Below are 17,836 nucleotides of genomic sequence, written 5' to 3' on the forward strand. Positions count from 1 at the left end.
CTGTTATTATTTTTTATCAAAGGTCATACTTTTGATAGACTGACGAGATGACTCAACTCAAAAAAGAAATTTATCTTCAATTTTATGAAAAAAAGCATGGAAAAGGTATTTTAATGCTTACTTTCTTTGTCACTTAACTTATAAAATGATTGTAGCCTCAGAACTGAAATATTTTGCCCGCAACAATCGCACATAGATATTTGTCATAGGAAAAAGTCATGCCCAAACGCACAGATATAAAATCTATTCTTATCATCGGAGCAGGACCTATTATCATTGGTCAGGCATGTGAATTTGATTATTCAGGCACTCAAGCCTGTAAAGCATTAAAAGAAGAAGGTTACCGAATTATTTTGGTAAATTCTAATCCTGCCACGATTATGACAGATCCAGATCTAGCTGATGCAACTTATATAGAACCCATTACTCCTGAAATCGTTGCCAAAATTATTGCCCACGAGCGTCCCGATGCCCTTTTGCCCACTATGGGAGGACAAACAGCCCTCAATACTGCTTTATCATTAAAGCGTATGGGTATTTTAGACCGCTATCATGTTGAAATGATAGGAGCTAATGCTGATGCTATTGATAAAGCTGAAGATCGTGCTTTATTCCGCCAAGCGATGGCAAAAATCGGTTTGGAAACGCCACGCTCTATGTTAGCCAATGCAACAGAACTGAAAGAAGAAAATCGCCAACAACACGCAAAAACACGTGCTGAACTTAAAGCAAAGCTTTCTGGTGCTGCGCTTGACAAAGCACTCGAAGAACTTGAGCGCAACTGGCGACATACCGAAGCTGATCGCAAACAACATTATATCGCCCATGCAACAGCAAAAGCAGTTCAAGCTCTTGATGTTGTTGGGCTTCCAGCTATTATTCGTCCTTCATTTACCCTTGGTGGAACTGGTGGTGGAATTGCTTATAACCGCTCTGAATTCTATGAAATTATTGAACGTGGGCTTGAAGCTTCACCAACAACAGAAGTATTAATTGAAGAAAGTGTTTTAGGGTGGAAAGAATATGAGATGGAAGTTGTTCGTGATAAAAACGACAATTGTATCATCGTTTGTTCTATTGAAAACATTGATCCAATGGGGATTCATACCGGTGATTCGATCACTGTAGCACCTGCTCTCACCTTAACCGATAAAGAATATCAATGTATGCGTAATGCTTCGATTGCTGTTTTGCGTGAAATTGGTGTTGAAACGGGCGGATCCAATGTACAGTTTGCTGTCAATCCTGAAAATGGGCGCCTCATTGTTATTGAAATGAATCCGCGTGTTTCTCGCTCTTCAGCGCTTGCCTCAAAAGCAACGGGGTTTCCCATTGCCAAAGTAGCGGCTAAACTGGCTGTTGGTTATACACTTGATGAATTAACAAATGATATCACGGGTGGTGCAACACCAGCATCATTTGAACCTTCTATTGACTATATTGTGACAAAAATTCCTCGTTTTGCGTTCGAAAAATTTCCCGGTTCATCACCTGTCCTCACAACTGCGATGAAATCTGTAGGAGAAGTCATGGCAATTGGACGCACTTTTCAAGAATCGTTACAAAAAGCACTCCGTGGACTTGAAACAGGGCTTACGGGTCTTGATGAAATTGTGATTCCAGAGCATGCTGAAGGTGATGAAAAAAGTTCTATACGCTCAGCCATTGCCATACCAAGCCCTGATCGTCTACGCTATATTGCTCAAGCCATGCGCACAGGCTTACCCTTAAATGAGATTCACCAAATTAGCAAAATTGATCCGTGGTTTTTAGAACAAATAGCCTCCATCATTGAAATGGAGCAGCGTATCCGCATTCATGGATTACCCCAAGATGCAGATAATTTACGTATGTTAAAAGCTATGGGCTTTTCAGATGCGCGATTAGCCTCCCTTACAGGGAAAGAACCCGATTATATCGCAGCTTTACGTAAATCACTGAATGTTAAACACGTCTTCAAACGGATTGATACTTGTGCCGCTGAATTTTCTTCTCCTACAGCCTATATGTATTCAACATATGAAGTTCCCTTTGCAGGTGTAGAGCACTCGGAAGCACACGTTTCTGAACGCAAAAAAATTGCTATTTTAGGCGGTGGACCAAACCGCATTGGGCAAGGTATTGAATTTGATTACTGTTGCTGCCACGCTGCTTTTGCACTGCGTGATGCAGGATTTGAAGCGATTATGATTAACTGTAATCCTGAAACAGTTTCAACCGACTATGATACCTCTGATCGCCTTTACTTTGAATCTTTAACAACAGAAGACGTTATCGCTATTTTAGAAGCAGAACAGGAAAAAGGAGATTTGGTTGGAGTCATCGTCCAATTTGGCGGACAAACACCCTTGAAATTGGCAAGCGCTCTAGAAAAACACAACATCCCCATCCTAGGTACTTCACCTGACGCTATCGACTTAGCAGAAGATAGAGATCGCTTTCAAAAACTGTTATTTAAACTTAATTTAACACAACCTCAAAATGGTATTGCCCACTCCATTGAACAAGCACGCCTCATTGCCCACGAACTAGGCTTCCCCTTGGTTGTACGTCCCTCTTATGTTTTAGGAGGACGTGCTATGCAAATTATTCGTGATGAACGTAGCTTACAAAATTATTTACTTGAGAGTGTCCCTGAATTAATTTCAGAAGATATCAAAGTCCGTTATCCTAACGACACAACAGGACAAATCAATATATTGCTTGGTAAAAATCCGCTTCTCTTTGATACCTATTTAACAGAAGCAATTGAAGTAGACGTCGATTGTCTATGTGATGGCAAAGAAACACTAATCGTTGGTATTATGGAACATATTGAAGAAGCTGGTATCCACTCTGGTGATTCAGCATGTTCTCTACCAGTCCATACGCTCTCAAATAAAATAGTTACTGAATTAGAGCGCCAAACCAAAGCATTAGCACAAGCACTTCATGTTCGTGGCTTAATGAATGTACAATATGCTATAAAAGATGACACAATTTATGTCTTAGAAGTCAATCCCCGTGCTTCACGTACTGTCCCATTTGTTGCAAAAACGATTGGTCGCCCCATTGCTAAAATGGCTGCACGTATTATGGCAGGAGAAACGCTTCATGATGCTCTTCAAGCTTATGGTGGATTACCTTCTTTGCAGGAAAAGCAACATATTGCTGTCAAGGAAGCAGTGTTTCCTTTTGCTCGTTTTTCAGGTGTTGATACACTTCTTGGTCCAGAAATGCGCTCAACCGGTGAAGTTATGGGTCTTGACTATGAGTTTTCGCTTGCTTTTGCTAAAGCCCAGCTTGGAGCTGGTGTAAAACTCCCTAAAGAGGGAACTTTGTTCGTTTCTGTAAGGGATGAAGATAAAAAACGCATCTTAAATCCTGTAAAACGTTTAACTGAGCTTGGCTTTTCTGTTGTCGCCACAAGTGGAACACAAAAATTTCTTACCGAACACCACGTTGAAGCAAAAAAAATTAACAAAGTTCTAGAGGGACACCCCCATATTGAAGACGCTATTCGTAATCGCCAAATTCAATTAATTTTTAATACAACTAGCACGGCCAGTGCCATCTCAGACTCAAAATCATTACGTTATGCAGCACTCATGCAAAATGTTCCCTATTATACAACAATAGCTGGAGCCGAAGCCGTCGTAGAAGCGATCAAAGCACTCAAAAAAAGGCCCCTTGAGGTACGTTCACTACAAAGTTATTTTAGTTGAATTTTTTCTACTTAGCAAAATGTACACTGTTTTCTTATTTTTCTTTATATAAAAATTGATTAAGACTTGCTTTTTCTTCTAAAAACTTTTATAGAGGTTTCATCGAATTTTCGGTTACGTGACTTTCTTTCCTGTGCAATCTGCACTTTCAACGAAACTTCTCCCACCTAATTTCGATCTACAACCGTATTGAAGAAATGAAAGCTTCAATGCTCAATATAATTATATATTCTAAGGAGTTTCCTATGTCTACAGGAACAGTTAAGTGGTTTAATACAACAAAAGGTTTCGGATTCATTCAGCCTAGTGATGGTAGTGCAGATGTATTTGTACACATTTCTGCCGTCGAGCGTTCAGGTCTAAACAGTCTTAATGAAGGGCAAAAAATCTCTTATGATGTTCTTCAAGATCGTCGTTCAGGAAAATTTGCCGCTGGTAACCTTGCAGCTCTTTAAAGTTTAAATTCTGCAATATTTTATTTAGAAATCTTCGTCTGTAACGACGAAGATTTTTTTATTTTGTATAAAGCATTATTTTACCTTGTGAAAATAAAAGACTGCTTATCTCCTTTGCACAATTTATCAAACCTCTCTTATACTTCCTCAAAAACTTTCATAAAACCTACGAAGAAATTACCTTGTAAAAATCTCAAAAAAGAAGAATATAAAGCCCGTGTAAGAGTATTTTGGAAGTTTTTTATTGCATACAATATAATCTCTTATAGAATATCCTTAAAGCAATAACCATTTGTTGATATAATATAAGGATTTAAAATTATGGCTTTTATTGCCGACAAACTGTCTCGTATCAAACCTTCTGCAACAATTGCTGCTTCTCAAAAAGCTCGCCATTTAAAAGCATTAGGACGCAATGTTATTGCTTTAAGTGCTGGAGAGCCAGACTTTGATACCCCAGACAACATCAAAAACGCGGCTATTGAAGCTATTCGGAGGGGAGAAACAAAATACCCTCCCATATCTGGAATTCCAGAATTGCGCCAAGCAATTTCTGCAAAGTTTAAAAGAGAAAATAACCTTCTTTACCAACCAGAACAAATTATTGTTGGTACTGGTGGAAAACAAATTCTCTTTAATGCATTCATGGCAACTTTGAATAAAGGAGATGAGGTCATCATTCCATCCCCTTATTGGGTTAGTTATCCAGAAATGGTCGCACTCAACGATGGTACGCCTGTCTTTTTAGAAACAAAAGCCGAATTTTCTTATAAACTCCAACCACAAGAGCTAGAAGCTGCCATTACCCCAAAAACCAAATGGTTCATCTTTAACTCTCCTTCAAATCCATCAGGTGCCGCTTATACATATAATGAATTGAAAAAACTCACAGATGTTTTAGTAAAATATCCTCATGTTTATATCCTTTCCGATGATATATATGAACATCTCACATATGAGGGTTTTACCTTTGTTACTCCAGCTCAAGTAGAACCAGCGCTTTATGAGCGTACACTCACAATGAATGGTGTTTCTAAAGCCTATGCGATGACGGGATGGAGAATCGGTTATGCAGGCGGACCACAAGAACTCATTAAAGCCATGGATACCATTCAAGGTCAGCAAACATCTGGCACAAGTGTTATTTCACAATGGGCTGCGGTTGAAGCACTCAACGGACCACAAGACTTTATCACTAAAAATAAAAGTATTTTTCAAGCACGCCGTGATCTCGTTGTTTCCATGCTAAACCAAACTCCTGGCATTCACTGTCCAACGCCCGAAGGTGCTTTCTATGTTTATCCTTCTTGCGCAGAACTTATTGGCAAGAAAACACCTAACGGCCAATCTATTACGAATGATGAAGACTTTGCCATAGCGCTTCTAGAAACAGAGGCTGTTGCTGTCGTCCAAGGATCTGCTTTTGGACTTGGACCAACTTTTCGTATTTCCTATGCAACATCAGAAAAATTACTTGAAGAAGCTTGTTTACGTATCCAGCGCTTTTGCAACAGTTTAATTTAAGATTTGTAATATCATCTCTTATGATTGTTTTTTTGCTAAATGTCAGTATATCTGAAAAAATATCAGAAACTGTATCATGGTCTAAATCTATCGATTCAACAAAATAGAGGCTATAGATAAAGATCAAAAAAATCTAGCTATCAAATAAATGAATCGGTCTATTATCATAAGATGATGAAAATCCTATTCTACTTTCTCCATTCAATTTATAACTCTAAAAAGACTGAGCACTTTTAAACACAATTGCCCTTATAATCAACGGCCCTTACAATAAAATCTTTTCTATTTCTTGGCTTATTCTTCGTCCTAAAATAAAGAAGAAGCCACCTCCCGTCGTTGTGTAAACAATCCAGTTTCCTTTAAGTTCTCTCTAATAACTACTTGATTTATTTCATAGGCTTTATGAACAAGACCTGCCTTAAATATTCACCTCACACTCTAATAAAAAGCACTTCATGTATAAGGTTTTAAATATTTTATATCACACCCCTAAAAGACAGACTTTTATGGTACAACAGAATAAATCTCTCTCAAATTCCTCATTGAACTTTAGTATTCTTAAAAAATTGTTGGAGATCCACAAGTTTTGAAATTTTTTCCTTATCAACTTCCCATATATTGCAATTTCTAGGGACTCTTTCAAAAATTAAAAAAAAAGCCGGACATATGTCCGGCAAATTTGGAAAATCCTCAGAGATAAAATCAATCTGATAGATCTTCGTAAGGGAACACTCAAGAAAACGCACTGGGAGGCAACATTATCAAGAGATAGTGTTCTATGTCATTTTATAAGAAAAAGCACAATAAAGACTTAAGCGTATCTGCTATGCAATAAACACATAGCTTTAAATTTGTCTCCATCATGTAGCACTCTTCTTAATTAAATATAAAAATGTAAGCTACACCATCACAAGATTATCCATTTTTCAATATATAATAACCCTCACGGTTGCTAGCATTCATAAAAAACATTTATCCCTTTTTTTTAAAATATTTACCCGTACGGACTCCCTCCACTTTTAATGTGCAACAAACAGTTTTACTTGATTCAATATAGGAAAATTTGAAACAAAAGAATATTACGGGAGCCTCAAGTTGTAAAACAGCTAACTGTTCCTTATAAATTAAGGCATTAATATTAAAAAGACCACTGGCGGGCTTTTAAAAAAATATAATCTCGGAAAGCATTTAACCTTGCCAAATTCTTTAAATTATAAGGATAACAAAAAAAAGTATCAAAAGAAGGAATATCAACCATATCAGGAAAAAGACGCACCAAATGCTCATCATTATTGACGATATAATCAGGAAGCACAGCAATCCCAAGATCACGCATAAGCGCATTCTTTATTGAGATGATATTGTTGATTTGTAGAACTGAAACGCGCAATGATCCATCACTTCTACCAGCCTTTTCCAACCAATTTAAACCAGACAAATAAGGTGGGACAGGTTCACCGAACGAAATAATACGATGCTTATCGAGATCAGATAATTTTTCCGGCTTTCCATAATTTGCAATATACTTTTCCGAAGCATAAACATGCATATGAATTGTAAAGAGTTTTCTTTGTATAAGATCAGGTTGTTTGGGTTGATGTAAGCGAACTGCACAATCCGCATGACACATTGTCAAATCAAGCTCTTCATCGGAAAGCAAAAGCTGAACCTGCATATCAGGATAAAGACTAAGAAATTCTGGCATCCGCTCAGCAATCCACCCTGCCCCCATTCCAAAGGTCGAGGTCACACGCAAGTGCCCCGTTGGTTTTGCATAGCTTTCACTTAATTGCAAACGCACACTTTCAAGCTTCATCAAAACATCATGAGCTGTACGATAAAGAGTTTCTCCCTGTTCTGTAAGAATCAAACCACGCGCATGACGTTGAAATAAGGATACCCCAACCTCTTGTTCTAAAGCCGAAACCTGTCGTGAAACGGCTGATTGAGATAAATGAAGTTTTTGAGCAGCATGCGTAAAAGACCCCGCTTCTGCTGCAGCGTGAAAAACCCTTAACTTATCCCAATCCAACGGTGGCGCCACAATTAATTCTACCTCTATATTCTCTATGTTCTCAATGAGTGACTAACGCTTGGGTATATCCAAAAACCGTTCTGCTTCCAACGCTGCCATACATCCTCTTCCCGCAGCTGTTACAGCTTGACGGAATGTTTCATCTGTCACATCCCCAGCAGCAAAAACACCAGCAATGCTTGTTGCTGTTGAGTCCGGTGCTGTCCATAAATAGCCGCCTCGTTTTTGTTTCAGCTGTCCTTCAAACAGAGAAACAGCAGGATCATGCCCAATGGCAATAAATATGCCCTCTGCATTCACTTTCATCTCGTGACCTGTCTTAACATTTTTCAGACGCGCCCCTGTTACAACAGCGCCCATTTCCCCCTGTGCTGGCAGCCCCACAATTTCTTCAACCACATGATCCCAAAGAACACGCACATTATGACAAGCCAGCAACCTATCTTGCAAAATTTTTTCTGCCCGAAACTGCCCCCGCCTATGAACCACGCTTACACTTTTAGCCAAATGCGATAAATAAAGTGCTTCTTCAACAGCCGTATTTCCTCCTCCCACGACAATAACGTCCTTATCACGATAAAAAAAGCCATCACATGTAGCACAAGCGGAAACACCTCCGCCCATAAAGGTCTGTTCACTTTCTAAACCAAGCCAGCGTGCTTGAGCTCCTGTTGCAATAATCAGTGCATCACAAGAATATTGTGTTCCTGAATCCCCATATAAGACAAAAGGATACTTCAATAAATCAGCCTTTATAATTGTATCATAGATAATTTTTGTCCCCATATTCTCAGCTTGTTTTGCCATTTGTTCCATCAACCATGGTCCTTGAATGGGATCTGCAAAACCTGGATAATTCTCAACATCAGTTGTAATTGTTAATTGTCCACCCTGCTGCAAGCCCGTCACCAAAACCGGCTTAAGCATTGCCCTTGCTGCATAGATCGCCGCTGTATAACCAGCCGGACCTGAGCCAATAATCAGCAGACGAATATGCGATTGTACCATTAAATCCCCTTCACTTTATTATAACTTAATTATTCTATAAATGATAACGGAATGCAGCCTTTTAAAAAAATATTTTTCAAGAGCCCTAATTATGTTATGTATACTTCTTTTCAAGTTTTATGAAAAGGTCTGATTACTAATTCATCAAGGCACGCTAATGTTAAGAATTAATTCTTATCCTATAAAGAGAAAAATGTAACTTCTTATGAGCACAAAACCATAATAAAAAGAGATACAAAGATAGGGAACGATCATTTTTCAATTTATTATCAATGTCTGTGCACGTTTTGCCTTAATCATGGGAGGAGCAATGCTTTTGCCAATTTTTGTGGATTTGCACGACAACAATCGTAATTGGATAAGCTTTCTCTATTCTTGTGCCATAACCACCATGTTAGCAACGCTGATTCTTTTAGCAACTAAGGGAGCTACTTGTCGTTTTTCAGCACGGCTTGGCTTTATGCTCACTGTTTGTCTTTGGCTTACAGGAAGCATCGTAGGTGCCTTACCTCTTTATCTTTCTCCTCTTCCCATTTCTCTCGCAGGAGCCATTTTTGAATCTGTTTCTGGAATTACAACAACAGGCTCTACTGTCCTTTCTAATCTTGATAATTTATCGCGAAGTATTTTATTATGGCGTTCTCTTATATGCTGGATTGGGGGCATTGGTTTTATCGGTTTAGCCCTCTTACTTTTGCCTTCACTGCGTGTGGGTGGCGTGCGACTTTTTCATATGGAATCATCTGATAAATCTGAAAAAATATTGCCTCGCATCAACCAAATTGCTAACGGAATTATCATCGCTTATGTTGGATTAACATTGGCTTGTATGCTTTCTTATTTTGCTGCAGGCATGAATTTATTTGATGCTATTAACCATGCAATGAGTACAGTAGCAACAGCTGGTTTTTCAACGCATGATGCTTCTTTTGGCTATTTTTCTGATAAACCAGCCATCTTAATTATTTCAACAATCTTCATGTTGCTTTCTGCTTTACCCTTCGTACTTTATGTTAAATTAGTCCTTCCTGGACACTCCAAACGCTTCCTTGACCCACAAGTGATTGTTTTTCTCCATATCGTTCTCCTTTTCAGCTTTGCTTTAGCGGCATGGCTACGGTTTTATGATCATCGCGCGTTCCACTTGATTTTCCTTGATGTCATTTTTCACCTTTCATCCATTATTAGCACCACAGGTTATAGCGCTGAAGATTATCAACTTTGGGGACCGTTTGCGCTTGGAATTTTCTTCATTGTTTCTTTTACAGGCGGATGTGCTGGTTCTACTTCTGGTGGCATGAAAATCAATCGCCTCATTATTCTTTGGCGTATTACACAAACAAATATAGAAAAACTTCTTTCTCCTAATGTCGTTGTAAAAGCGCGCTATGATCACTCAAATATATCAAATGACGTTGCCCAAGCCGTTTTGTTTTTTGTCTGTCTTTATATGTTTTGCCTTGTTATCGGCACTGCACTTTTGCTTACAACCGGTCTTGACTTTACCTCTGCCTTTACAGGGGTCCTAACCGCACTTTCAAATGTTGGTCCAGGCTTTGGAGATATTATTGGCCCCACTGGTAATTTCTCTACAATCAACGATCATGCTTTATGGATTTTAAGTTTTCTAATGTTAGCTGGACGCCTTGAAATCATAACAATATTCGTCCTTTTTATTCCCGCTTTCTGGCGTGAACAATTTTAATGCAGAGAGTATTTTATTCTACCATGATAAAAAGTTGACAAGATAAAAAGGCGAAAACAGTATGCGTCATAATATTCACTCCTTACCTAATCTACTGAAGATTTCCTAAAATTTCATACAAAACATCATATCAATGATATAAAAATAATTCAACAAAAACAATCAAATACCGATATTCTCAAAGCCATAACATATAAAACTCCACCTTATTGATCTTCTTTATCAAATAAAGTGGACGCATAGAACATTCTTTTTTACGAATAATATCTCATGCAAAAAATATGAATATTTTCTGATAAAAATGTTTTTTTCTTTAACAGAATTATGTTCTTATGGAAAATAGAATGCCGTTATATTACGAATTCCCAAGCCTGTAAAAAAACATCTCACAATACTCACACGTTCATTTCACGACATCCCTCATAAAATATATAAGATCTGATGGGGGACCATCATTTTTACTTAAATAATAAGGTGCAGGTCGGTACCACAAAATAAGATATAAGTTAACACTATCATATTATTTTCTTGCTTTTAATGTTGCAAAAGCCCGCATTTCAGACAATTTATAAGAAATCTCTTTACAGCTTGTTTTCTATAGTTTTTATCCACCACATACTTTCTTCCGATTGTGATGTGCAAGAGGATAGCTCTTATTGATTTAATATCAACAGATTTGACATGAGAAAATCTTACGGTACTCTAAGCTCTTATTCAAATTGAAACGGTAAATTATTTATAAAAATCATATATATTGATCTTAAATCCATCTTATTATGAATTTATTGAAATATGTAGAGCTATTTTTAGCCATGAAACACCATCATTATCTTTTCAAGATAAGAAAACGTTTTATTGCTATCTATTTAAGTCTTACAAAACGAACAATATCAGCACAACCCCGTATAAGATAGTGCATAAATCCCCAGACTTGAGTTAAAGCATTATTTTCTTATTCTAAAATATCAATGAATAAAAGTAGCTTTCTTCTCTCCTAGTATGCTTTATCATAAACTACATATCGCTCTCAAGCGTATACATTTTTACTCTTTTATCCAAAATTTTGAGAACTTTTTATAGCGTGCTACTAAAGACAATATAAATTTTGTAAAATAACATTTATATCATTGAGCTGTTTTCTTGATGACTATGAAAAACCTTTAAGGAAAATACTTTTATCATTCTTCAAAAAGATTTTTGATATAATAATCAAAGTGTTTTTTCTGCAAACAGTTCTTTGTAAACACTTTCAATCTTGCTTGCCTCTTTTTCCAAAGGAAAGTGAGTACGAACATGGGTTAAAGCTTTCTTTCCGGCTGCCAATGTCTTTTCTACATCAGCAAAATAAGGTTCAATTGCTGCTGTTAAAGCCGCTCCATCTCCTGCTTGAACAACCGTTCCTGTCGCTTCTGCAACCAATTCTTTATAAGCTCCTGCATCACTCGTTACAACCGCAACCTGTGATGCCATTGCTTCTAATGGTGTTAAACCGAAACCTTCTGTACGAGAAGGTGCAATATAAAGTGTTAAACGACGATACCACAAAGGGATGTCCAGAATCTCACCAAGAAAAATAATGCGATCATCCAGACCAGCCTTAGCAATCTTTTGGCGTAATTCTTTTTCAAAATGATAATATTGCTCTGTCGTACGACCAGCGATAAGTGCCGTCCATTCGGGATAGTCAGGCAATAATGCTATCATGGCATTAACAAATAAATCTGTTCCCTTTGAGTAGCGCAGACGCCCAAAACATCCTACCGCATATTTTCCTGGAAATCCTGTCGAAGAAAAGCAATCATCAAGAGTGTGTGGTGGAGTAAAACGCCTCACATCCACCCCATGCATAATAACCTTATGAGGTACTTCTAGATAGGCGCTCGTACGTGTACTGGTAGCGATAACCCTATCCATACCGCGAATCAACCATTTTGTAAAAGGCTTATGATGACGTTGTGAAGCCGATGTGAAGATAAGTTTAAGCTTCATTCGCAAAACATCGCGCAAAAAAATCCCACAAAGCATCTCAATATTGCGTCGCGCATGCCAAATACGAAATGGTTTCCCTTTCGGACTTTTCCAAAGTCCGAAAAGGTCCCTAAAGGCAAGAGCCGGTAAACTTTGTGGTAATCCAAACCCAAAAGTGGATATACGTACACCCTGTTCGCGTTGCAGTGGAATAAGCTGAATAATCGTAGATGTTACTCCCGACAAACGCCTTTTAAAGTGAGGCGCAATAATTTCAGTTTCGTCCAAAGATACACGCATAATAATCCATATGTTATTTAGATGTACTGAACCTTAATGATCTCGTAATTATGCGCACCACCTGGTGCATTCACCTCAATCACATCACCTTCTTGCTTGCCAATAAGTGCACGTGCGATAGGCGAAGAAATAGAGATTTTACCAACCTTTACATCAGCTTCTTGATCCCCTACAATCTGATACACTTTTTTTTCCTCAGTATCTTCATCCAAGAGTTTAATGGTTGCACCAAATTTTATTTTGTCACCTGAAAGACGCGAGACATCTATAACTTCTGCCCGAGCGATATAATCTTCAAGCTCATTTATACGCCCCTCATTATGACTTTGCGCTTCTTTAGCAGCATGATACTCGGCATTTTCTGATAAATCACCATGTGCACGCGCCTCAGAAATTGCTTCAATAATTCGCGGACGCTCCTGTTGTTGACGCCAACGCAACTCTTCCTTAAGACTCTCAAAACCAGCTGTAGTCATCGGAACTTTTTCCATAATCCGTCCCTTTCTATTACACGGAAGGTTTAATAAAAATACAAAAAACGGCTTCCAAAATTACTTTTGGAATCCGAAAACTACGATATTTTTATTATATAGTACAGTATCGCTGTTTTCCATACAAAAATAAATAAATGAAACAAAACATGCACAAATAGTGATTAAAACATCTCATTTTGGTGTTTAAAACGTTAAACTTCACTCTTCTCTTTAAAGTGTCTTAAAGAAGAAAGAATTGTGTTTTTTTCTATTTTATTATAATCTAGTAAAAGAAATCATATGGGATATGAAGAGAAAAGGATAGAAAATCTCTAAAGAAATTCTTTACAGAAAAATGAAAAAAATCGTCATTTTTTTTATGTTTGGCTCTTTCTTTTTAGCCACAACAATATCAGAGGCAGCAAATGCTTTTGTTACGAAAAATCTTAATTTTAGAACAGGTCCCAGCACTCAGTATGCACTTTGCGGCTTAATCTCTGCTGGAGAATTAGTTTTTGTTAAAAACTGTGAAGGAAATTGGTGCCATATCCGATATAACACTCAAATAGGTTGGGTGTCATCTCGTTATCTTTCATTTAAAGATGGAAATGATCTTTATCACACGTATACAATGTCTTTAATGCCCAAACGTACCGATTATTCTCCATAACAGCCATAATAACTTATGCCCTCTTGAATATCATCATGGCAAAATGCAATAGTATTCACGAACAACCACAAATATGCCCCTCTAAAGAAATACTTCGAAGAATTTGTCTCATAGAAAAAACTTGATCAATATCCTAATCAAGGCTCCAATAAACCAAAACAAATCTGTTCAATAACGTTTTGCTGTTGTCGTAATGAAATTGTAAAAATTAGTATTTTCTTTAAAATCACCAGCACTTTTCTATCAAAGGATACAACAATGAAAAATGGTGTTACTGCAACAGTAGAAGCTCTTTCTGCTCTTATTGCTTCAGGTAATCCTCTTTTTAAGAATGGTGCATTATGGACACCTCACCGCCCTATTCGTCCTGAAAAATCTGAAGGTGGTATTCCATTTCAACTCGAAACATCTTTTAAACCAGCGGGAGATCAACCTCAAGCCATAAAAACTCTGGTTGAGGGAATTCAAAAAGATGAACGTACACAAGTGCTTTTGGGTGTTACCGGCTCAGGAAAAACCTATACAATGGCCAATATCATTGAAAAAACACAGCGTCCAGCTCTGATTTTAGCTCCCAATAAAACTCTAGCAGCGCAGCTTTATGGGGAATTTAAAAGTTTTTTTCCCCATAATGCTGTCGAATATTTTGTTTCTTATTATGACTATTATCAACCAGAAGCCTATGTTGCACGCTCTGATACCTATATTGAAAAAGAATCCTCAATTAATGAACAAATCGACCGGATGCGTCATGCTGCAACACGCGCCGTCTTAGAGCGTGATGACGTTATTATCGTCGCCTCTGTCTCCTGCATCTACGGAATTGGTTCCGTAGAAACCTATACGGCCATGACCTTCCAAATAGCAAAAGGGGACAAACTCAATCAACGAACACTCTTGGCTGATTTAGTCTCTCAACAGTATTATCGACAAGATATCAATTTCATTCGTGGTTCCTTTCGTGTACGAGGGGATACAATCGAAATTTTCCCTGCCCATCTTGAAGACCGTGCTTGGCGTATTTCGCTCTTTGGCGATGAAGTGGAAACAATTACGGAATTCGATCCTCTCACCGGACAAAAAACAGGCGATCTTCAATCGATTAAAATTTATGCCAATTCACACTATGTAATACCGCGACCAACACTCAATCAAGCAATGAAAGCCATCAAAATGGAACTGCTTCAACGCCTCGATGAGTTGAACGCAGCGGGACGTCTTTTAGAAGCACAACGTTTAGAACAACGTACAATTTTTGATTTAGAAATGTTAGAAACCACCGGTTCATGCGCCGGAATAGAAAATTATTCACGTTATTTAACAGGACGAAAACCTGGTGAACCACCACCAACCTTGTTCGAATACATTCCAAATAATGCTCTTGTTTTTATCGATGAAAGCCACGTAACCATTCCCCAAATTGGGGGCATGTACCGAGGTGACTTTCGTAGAAAAGCAACCTTAGCAGAATATGGTTTTCGCCTCCCTTCTTGTATGGATAACCGTCCTTTGCGCTTTGAAGAATGGGATGCTATGCGCCCACAAACGATTGCTGTCTCCGCAACACCTGGACGCTGGGAAATAGAACAATCTCACGGCACTTTTGTGGAACAAGTTATTCGCCCAACAGGGCTTGTTGACCCACCAACAGAGGTTCGTCCAGCCAAAAATCAAGTCGATGATGTTGTGAATGAAATTCATAAAACAATTCAAAAAGGCTACCGCACACTAGTGACCGTCCTAACCAAGCGTATGGCCGAAGACTTAACTGAATATCTCCACGAACAAGGTATTCGTGTACGCTATATGCATTCTGACATTGATACATTAGAGCGCATTGAAATTCTACGCGATCTTCGGCTTGGCACCTTTGATGTCCTCATCGGTATTAACTTGCTCCGAGAAGGCTTAGATATTCCAGAATGTGGTTTTGTTGCCATTCTAGATGCCGATAAAGAGGGCTTTTTGCGCTCTGAAACTTCACTCATACAAACAATCGGACGTGCTGCACGTAACGTAGATGGCCGTGTTGTCCTCTATGCAGATACGATCACTGGTTCCATAGAACGAGCCTTACAGGAAACACAAAGACGTCGACAAAAACAAATAGCCTATAATGAAGAACACCATATCACACCGAAAAGTATTAAAAAAAATATCGGAGATATTCTCAATTCAGGCTATGAAAACAACCATATTCATACAAATATCCCTGATGTCATCGAGAAAAAAAATATGGTTGGCAACAATTTAGCATCTCATATTAAACACCTCGAAAAATTAATGCATGAAGCAGCTGCTGATCTTAATTTTGAAGAAGCAGCACGCCTTCGCGATGAAATCAAACAATTACAAAAGATAGAACTAGAACTCGCGGAAAATCCCTTAACACAACATAGCGAACAATCCACCCATGAGCGCGTATTACAACCAAGTCTTTTCTCCAAACCAGACCTTGCACACATGGGACCAACCATGGACACTGGTATTTTGGAAAATCAAAAAGGAAAATCTCGTAAAAACACCCCTAATCAAGCAACAATAAAACGAAAAAAACGCAATCAATGAAGGAGCAAAAAATTTCAAACCGCATAAAATAATCTTCAGCTCTTCTAAAAAAAGACGAAAGCTGCAAAAGCAAACAGCGTTATCCGAAAAATAGACAACCTCCAACATCAAGGGTGCTTCAATTTGTCTAAAACAACATGAGAGAGAACATTTTATAAAAAATTTCTAAAATATATTATATTTATACAGTTATAATATGATATCGAACTCAATATTATTTATCCTTACAAGAAAATATTCAAATAGGACACTGTCCTATAACACAAATAAAGTAAAATAAGACTTTCTCATAGAACCATAAGCCTATGATAAAAAATGATAACTTTTATTCATATACCTATTGTTCAATTCATATTGTACCAAACAATAAAAAACTATCCCTAAATAAAGAGTTTATATTCCATAGTAAAAAATCGTGGACTCTCAATACAAACTTATTAATTAACCTCAAGCAGAGTACATTAATTGAAATCAAAATTCTGTTATGATTTCATTTTACTGTCTCCGCGATAGATTTAACTAAATAAATTTTTATTTTTTTGTCACAATAAAGTCCAAAATTGTTCAGACTCTATTCAGTTTGAAACGTGTAGGATGTGAAAAATACGAATTTACACAAGGAGCATCATTATGAAAAAAGTGATCAGGTTAGCGGCATTATCAGCAATATCAACTGTGACCGTTTTGATGCCGCTAAATGCAACGCTTGCGGATATGGCATGGAAGCGTAGTGACTCTATCTCGAGAGAAATAGATGATATGATGAGGAAGATGCGTAAAGAAACAGATGATGCGATAAGGGAAATGAAGAAGAAAGCTGATATCCCGCCTTGCGGTTTTTCTCGCTCCCATTGTTCTGATAGCAAACGTGGCTTTTTTTCTGATGATTTCCAAAAGTTTGTTGATGATTTCCGCAAGCGTTCTGATGATGACAAGAGAAGATTTAAAGCCAAACATAGTAAGGCGGAACAACAACACCATCATCACCATTATCATCATTTTGAAAACAAAACATATCATTACGTCGAGCGCAAAAAGACAAAACACAGTAATATTCATATAGACAACTCAGAAGATGCTTTAGCGGTGGGTATTCTTGATCTTAAAACTGGTACGATTCTTGGTACAATTTTAAAAAAAACAGAACAGCCACAAGTGGTTTATCAAATAGTACCACAAAATCAGATAATTTATCAAAAAGTTCCGCAAAATCAAAGAGTTTATCAAGTGCAGCAAATGGTGGCATATGAGCCACTCCAGCAATCATTAGAATCTGATTGGCTTAACTATTGCAAGAAAAAATACCGTTCTTTCAACCCTAAAACAGGGACCTTTCGAGACCGTAATGGTGTGGAACACTTTTGTTATGCCCCAATAAATTAACTTCTGTTCCATCCTACTAAAAAAATCTTAAATGGCAAAAAAA

11 protein-coding genes are annotated in these 17,836 nt (G+C 37.7%); 7 read left to right on the plus strand and 4 right to left on the minus strand.

Features of this window, described 5'->3' with window-relative positions; genetic code table 11:
• Positions 1-218: 218 nt before the first annotated feature.
• The 3 genes from carB (at position 219) to ACFIJL_RS01845 (ending at position 5,683) form a co-directional block, all read left to right on the plus strand.
• Positions 219-3,704, plus strand: coding sequence for a carbamoyl-phosphate synthase large subunit (carB, locus tag ACFIJL_RS01835; RefSeq protein WP_375622238.1), 3,486 nt, complete (start codon positions 219-221; stop codon positions 3,702-3,704).
• A gap of 245 nt (positions 3,705-3,949) precedes the next feature.
• Positions 3,950-4,159: a cold-shock protein gene (locus ACFIJL_RS01840; RefSeq protein WP_012754908.1), complete on the plus strand. Its 210-nt coding sequence runs from the start codon at positions 3,950-3,952 to the stop codon at positions 4,157-4,159.
• 321 nt (positions 4,160-4,480) lie between these two features.
• Entirely contained in the window at positions 4,481-5,683 is a 1,203-nt protein-coding gene (locus tag ACFIJL_RS01845) for a pyridoxal phosphate-dependent aminotransferase (protein ID WP_375622239.1), read from the plus strand.
• Between the two features lie 1,138 nt (positions 5,684-6,821).
• Here ACFIJL_RS01845 and ACFIJL_RS01850 read toward each other — a convergent pair.
• On the minus strand, positions 6,822-7,727 hold the full coding sequence (locus tag ACFIJL_RS01850; protein WP_375622240.1) for a LysR family transcriptional regulator: 906 nt from the start codon (positions 7,725-7,727) through the stop codon (positions 6,822-6,824).
• 42 nt (positions 7,728-7,769) lie between these two features.
• Complete coding sequence (trxB, locus tag ACFIJL_RS01855) at positions 7,770-8,726, minus strand: thioredoxin-disulfide reductase (protein ID WP_375622241.1); 957 nt, start codon at positions 8,724-8,726, stop codon at positions 7,770-7,772.
• 310 nt (positions 8,727-9,036) lie between these two features.
• On the opposite strand from trxB, the gene ACFIJL_RS01860 reads away from it, so the two are divergent.
• The gene (locus ACFIJL_RS01860; RefSeq protein ID WP_375622242.1) at positions 9,037-10,431 is read left to right on the plus strand and encodes a TrkH family potassium uptake protein; all 1,395 of its coding nucleotides are present in this window, start codon (positions 9,037-9,039) and stop codon (positions 10,429-10,431) included.
• A gap of 1,209 nt (positions 10,432-11,640) precedes the next feature.
• On the opposite strand, the gene ACFIJL_RS01865 is transcribed toward ACFIJL_RS01860, so the two are convergent.
• Both ACFIJL_RS01865 and greA read right to left on the minus strand, forming a co-directional pair.
• Positions 11,641-12,699: a glycosyltransferase family 4 protein gene (locus ACFIJL_RS01865; protein WP_375622243.1), complete on the minus strand. Its 1,059-nt coding sequence runs from the start codon at positions 12,697-12,699 to the stop codon at positions 11,641-11,643.
• A gap of 17 nt (positions 12,700-12,716) precedes the next feature.
• Positions 12,717-13,190: a transcription elongation factor GreA gene (greA, locus tag ACFIJL_RS01870; protein ID WP_007347010.1), complete on the minus strand. Its 474-nt coding sequence runs from the start codon at positions 13,188-13,190 to the stop codon at positions 12,717-12,719.
• Between the two features lie 337 nt (positions 13,191-13,527).
• Here greA and ACFIJL_RS01875 point away from each other — a divergent pair, with 337 nt between their 5' ends.
• The 3 genes from ACFIJL_RS01875 (at position 13,528) to ACFIJL_RS01885 (ending at position 17,793) form a co-directional block, all read left to right on the plus strand.
• On the plus strand, positions 13,528-13,842 hold the full coding sequence (locus ACFIJL_RS01875; RefSeq protein ID WP_375622244.1) for an SH3 domain-containing protein: 315 nt from the start codon (positions 13,528-13,530) through the stop codon (positions 13,840-13,842).
• A gap of 258 nt (positions 13,843-14,100) precedes the next feature.
• On the plus strand, positions 14,101-16,410 hold the full coding sequence (gene uvrB, locus ACFIJL_RS01880) for an excinuclease ABC subunit UvrB (RefSeq protein WP_375622245.1): 2,310 nt from the start codon (positions 14,101-14,103) through the stop codon (positions 16,408-16,410).
• 630 nt (positions 16,411-17,040) lie between these two features.
• Positions 17,041-17,793 (plus strand): BA14K family protein, encoded by a 753-nt coding sequence (locus ACFIJL_RS01885; RefSeq protein ID WP_375622246.1) that lies wholly within the window; start codon positions 17,041-17,043, stop codon positions 17,791-17,793.
• Positions 17,794-17,836: the final 43 nt, after the last annotated feature.

Origin of the sequence: Bartonella sp. TT119HLJHH, from assembly GCF_042193385.1 — a bacterium.
Taxonomy (GTDB): domain Bacteria; phylum Pseudomonadota; class Alphaproteobacteria; order Rhizobiales; family Rhizobiaceae; genus Bartonella.

Coding starts and splice junctions, on each gene's coding strand:
- carB (WP_375622238.1), top strand. CDS start 219: ATGCCCAAACGCACAGATATAAAATCTATTCTTATCATCGGAGCAGGA.
- ACFIJL_RS01840 (WP_012754908.1), top strand. CDS start 3,950: ATGTCTACAGGAACAGTTAAGTGGTTTAATACAACAAAAGGTTTCGGA.
- ACFIJL_RS01845 (WP_375622239.1), top strand. CDS start 4,481: ATGGCTTTTATTGCCGACAAACTGTCTCGTATCAAACCTTCTGCAACA.
- trxB (WP_375622241.1), bottom strand. CDS start 8,726: ATGGTACAATCGCATATTCGTCTGCTGATTATTGGCTCAGGTCCGGCT.
- ACFIJL_RS01860 (WP_375622242.1), top strand. CDS start 9,037: ATGCTTTTGCCAATTTTTGTGGATTTGCACGACAACAATCGTAATTGG.
- ACFIJL_RS01865 (WP_375622243.1), bottom strand. CDS start 12,699: ATGCGTGTATCTTTGGACGAAACTGAAATTATTGCGCCTCACTTTAAA.
- greA (WP_007347010.1), bottom strand. CDS start 13,190: ATGGAAAAAGTTCCGATGACTACAGCTGGTTTTGAGAGTCTTAAGGAA.
- ACFIJL_RS01875 (WP_375622244.1), top strand. CDS start 13,528: ATGAAAAAAATCGTCATTTTTTTTATGTTTGGCTCTTTCTTTTTAGCC.
- uvrB (WP_375622245.1), top strand. CDS start 14,101: ATGAAAAATGGTGTTACTGCAACAGTAGAAGCTCTTTCTGCTCTTATT.
- ACFIJL_RS01885 (WP_375622246.1), top strand. CDS start 17,041: ATGAAAAAAGTGATCAGGTTAGCGGCATTATCAGCAATATCAACTGTG.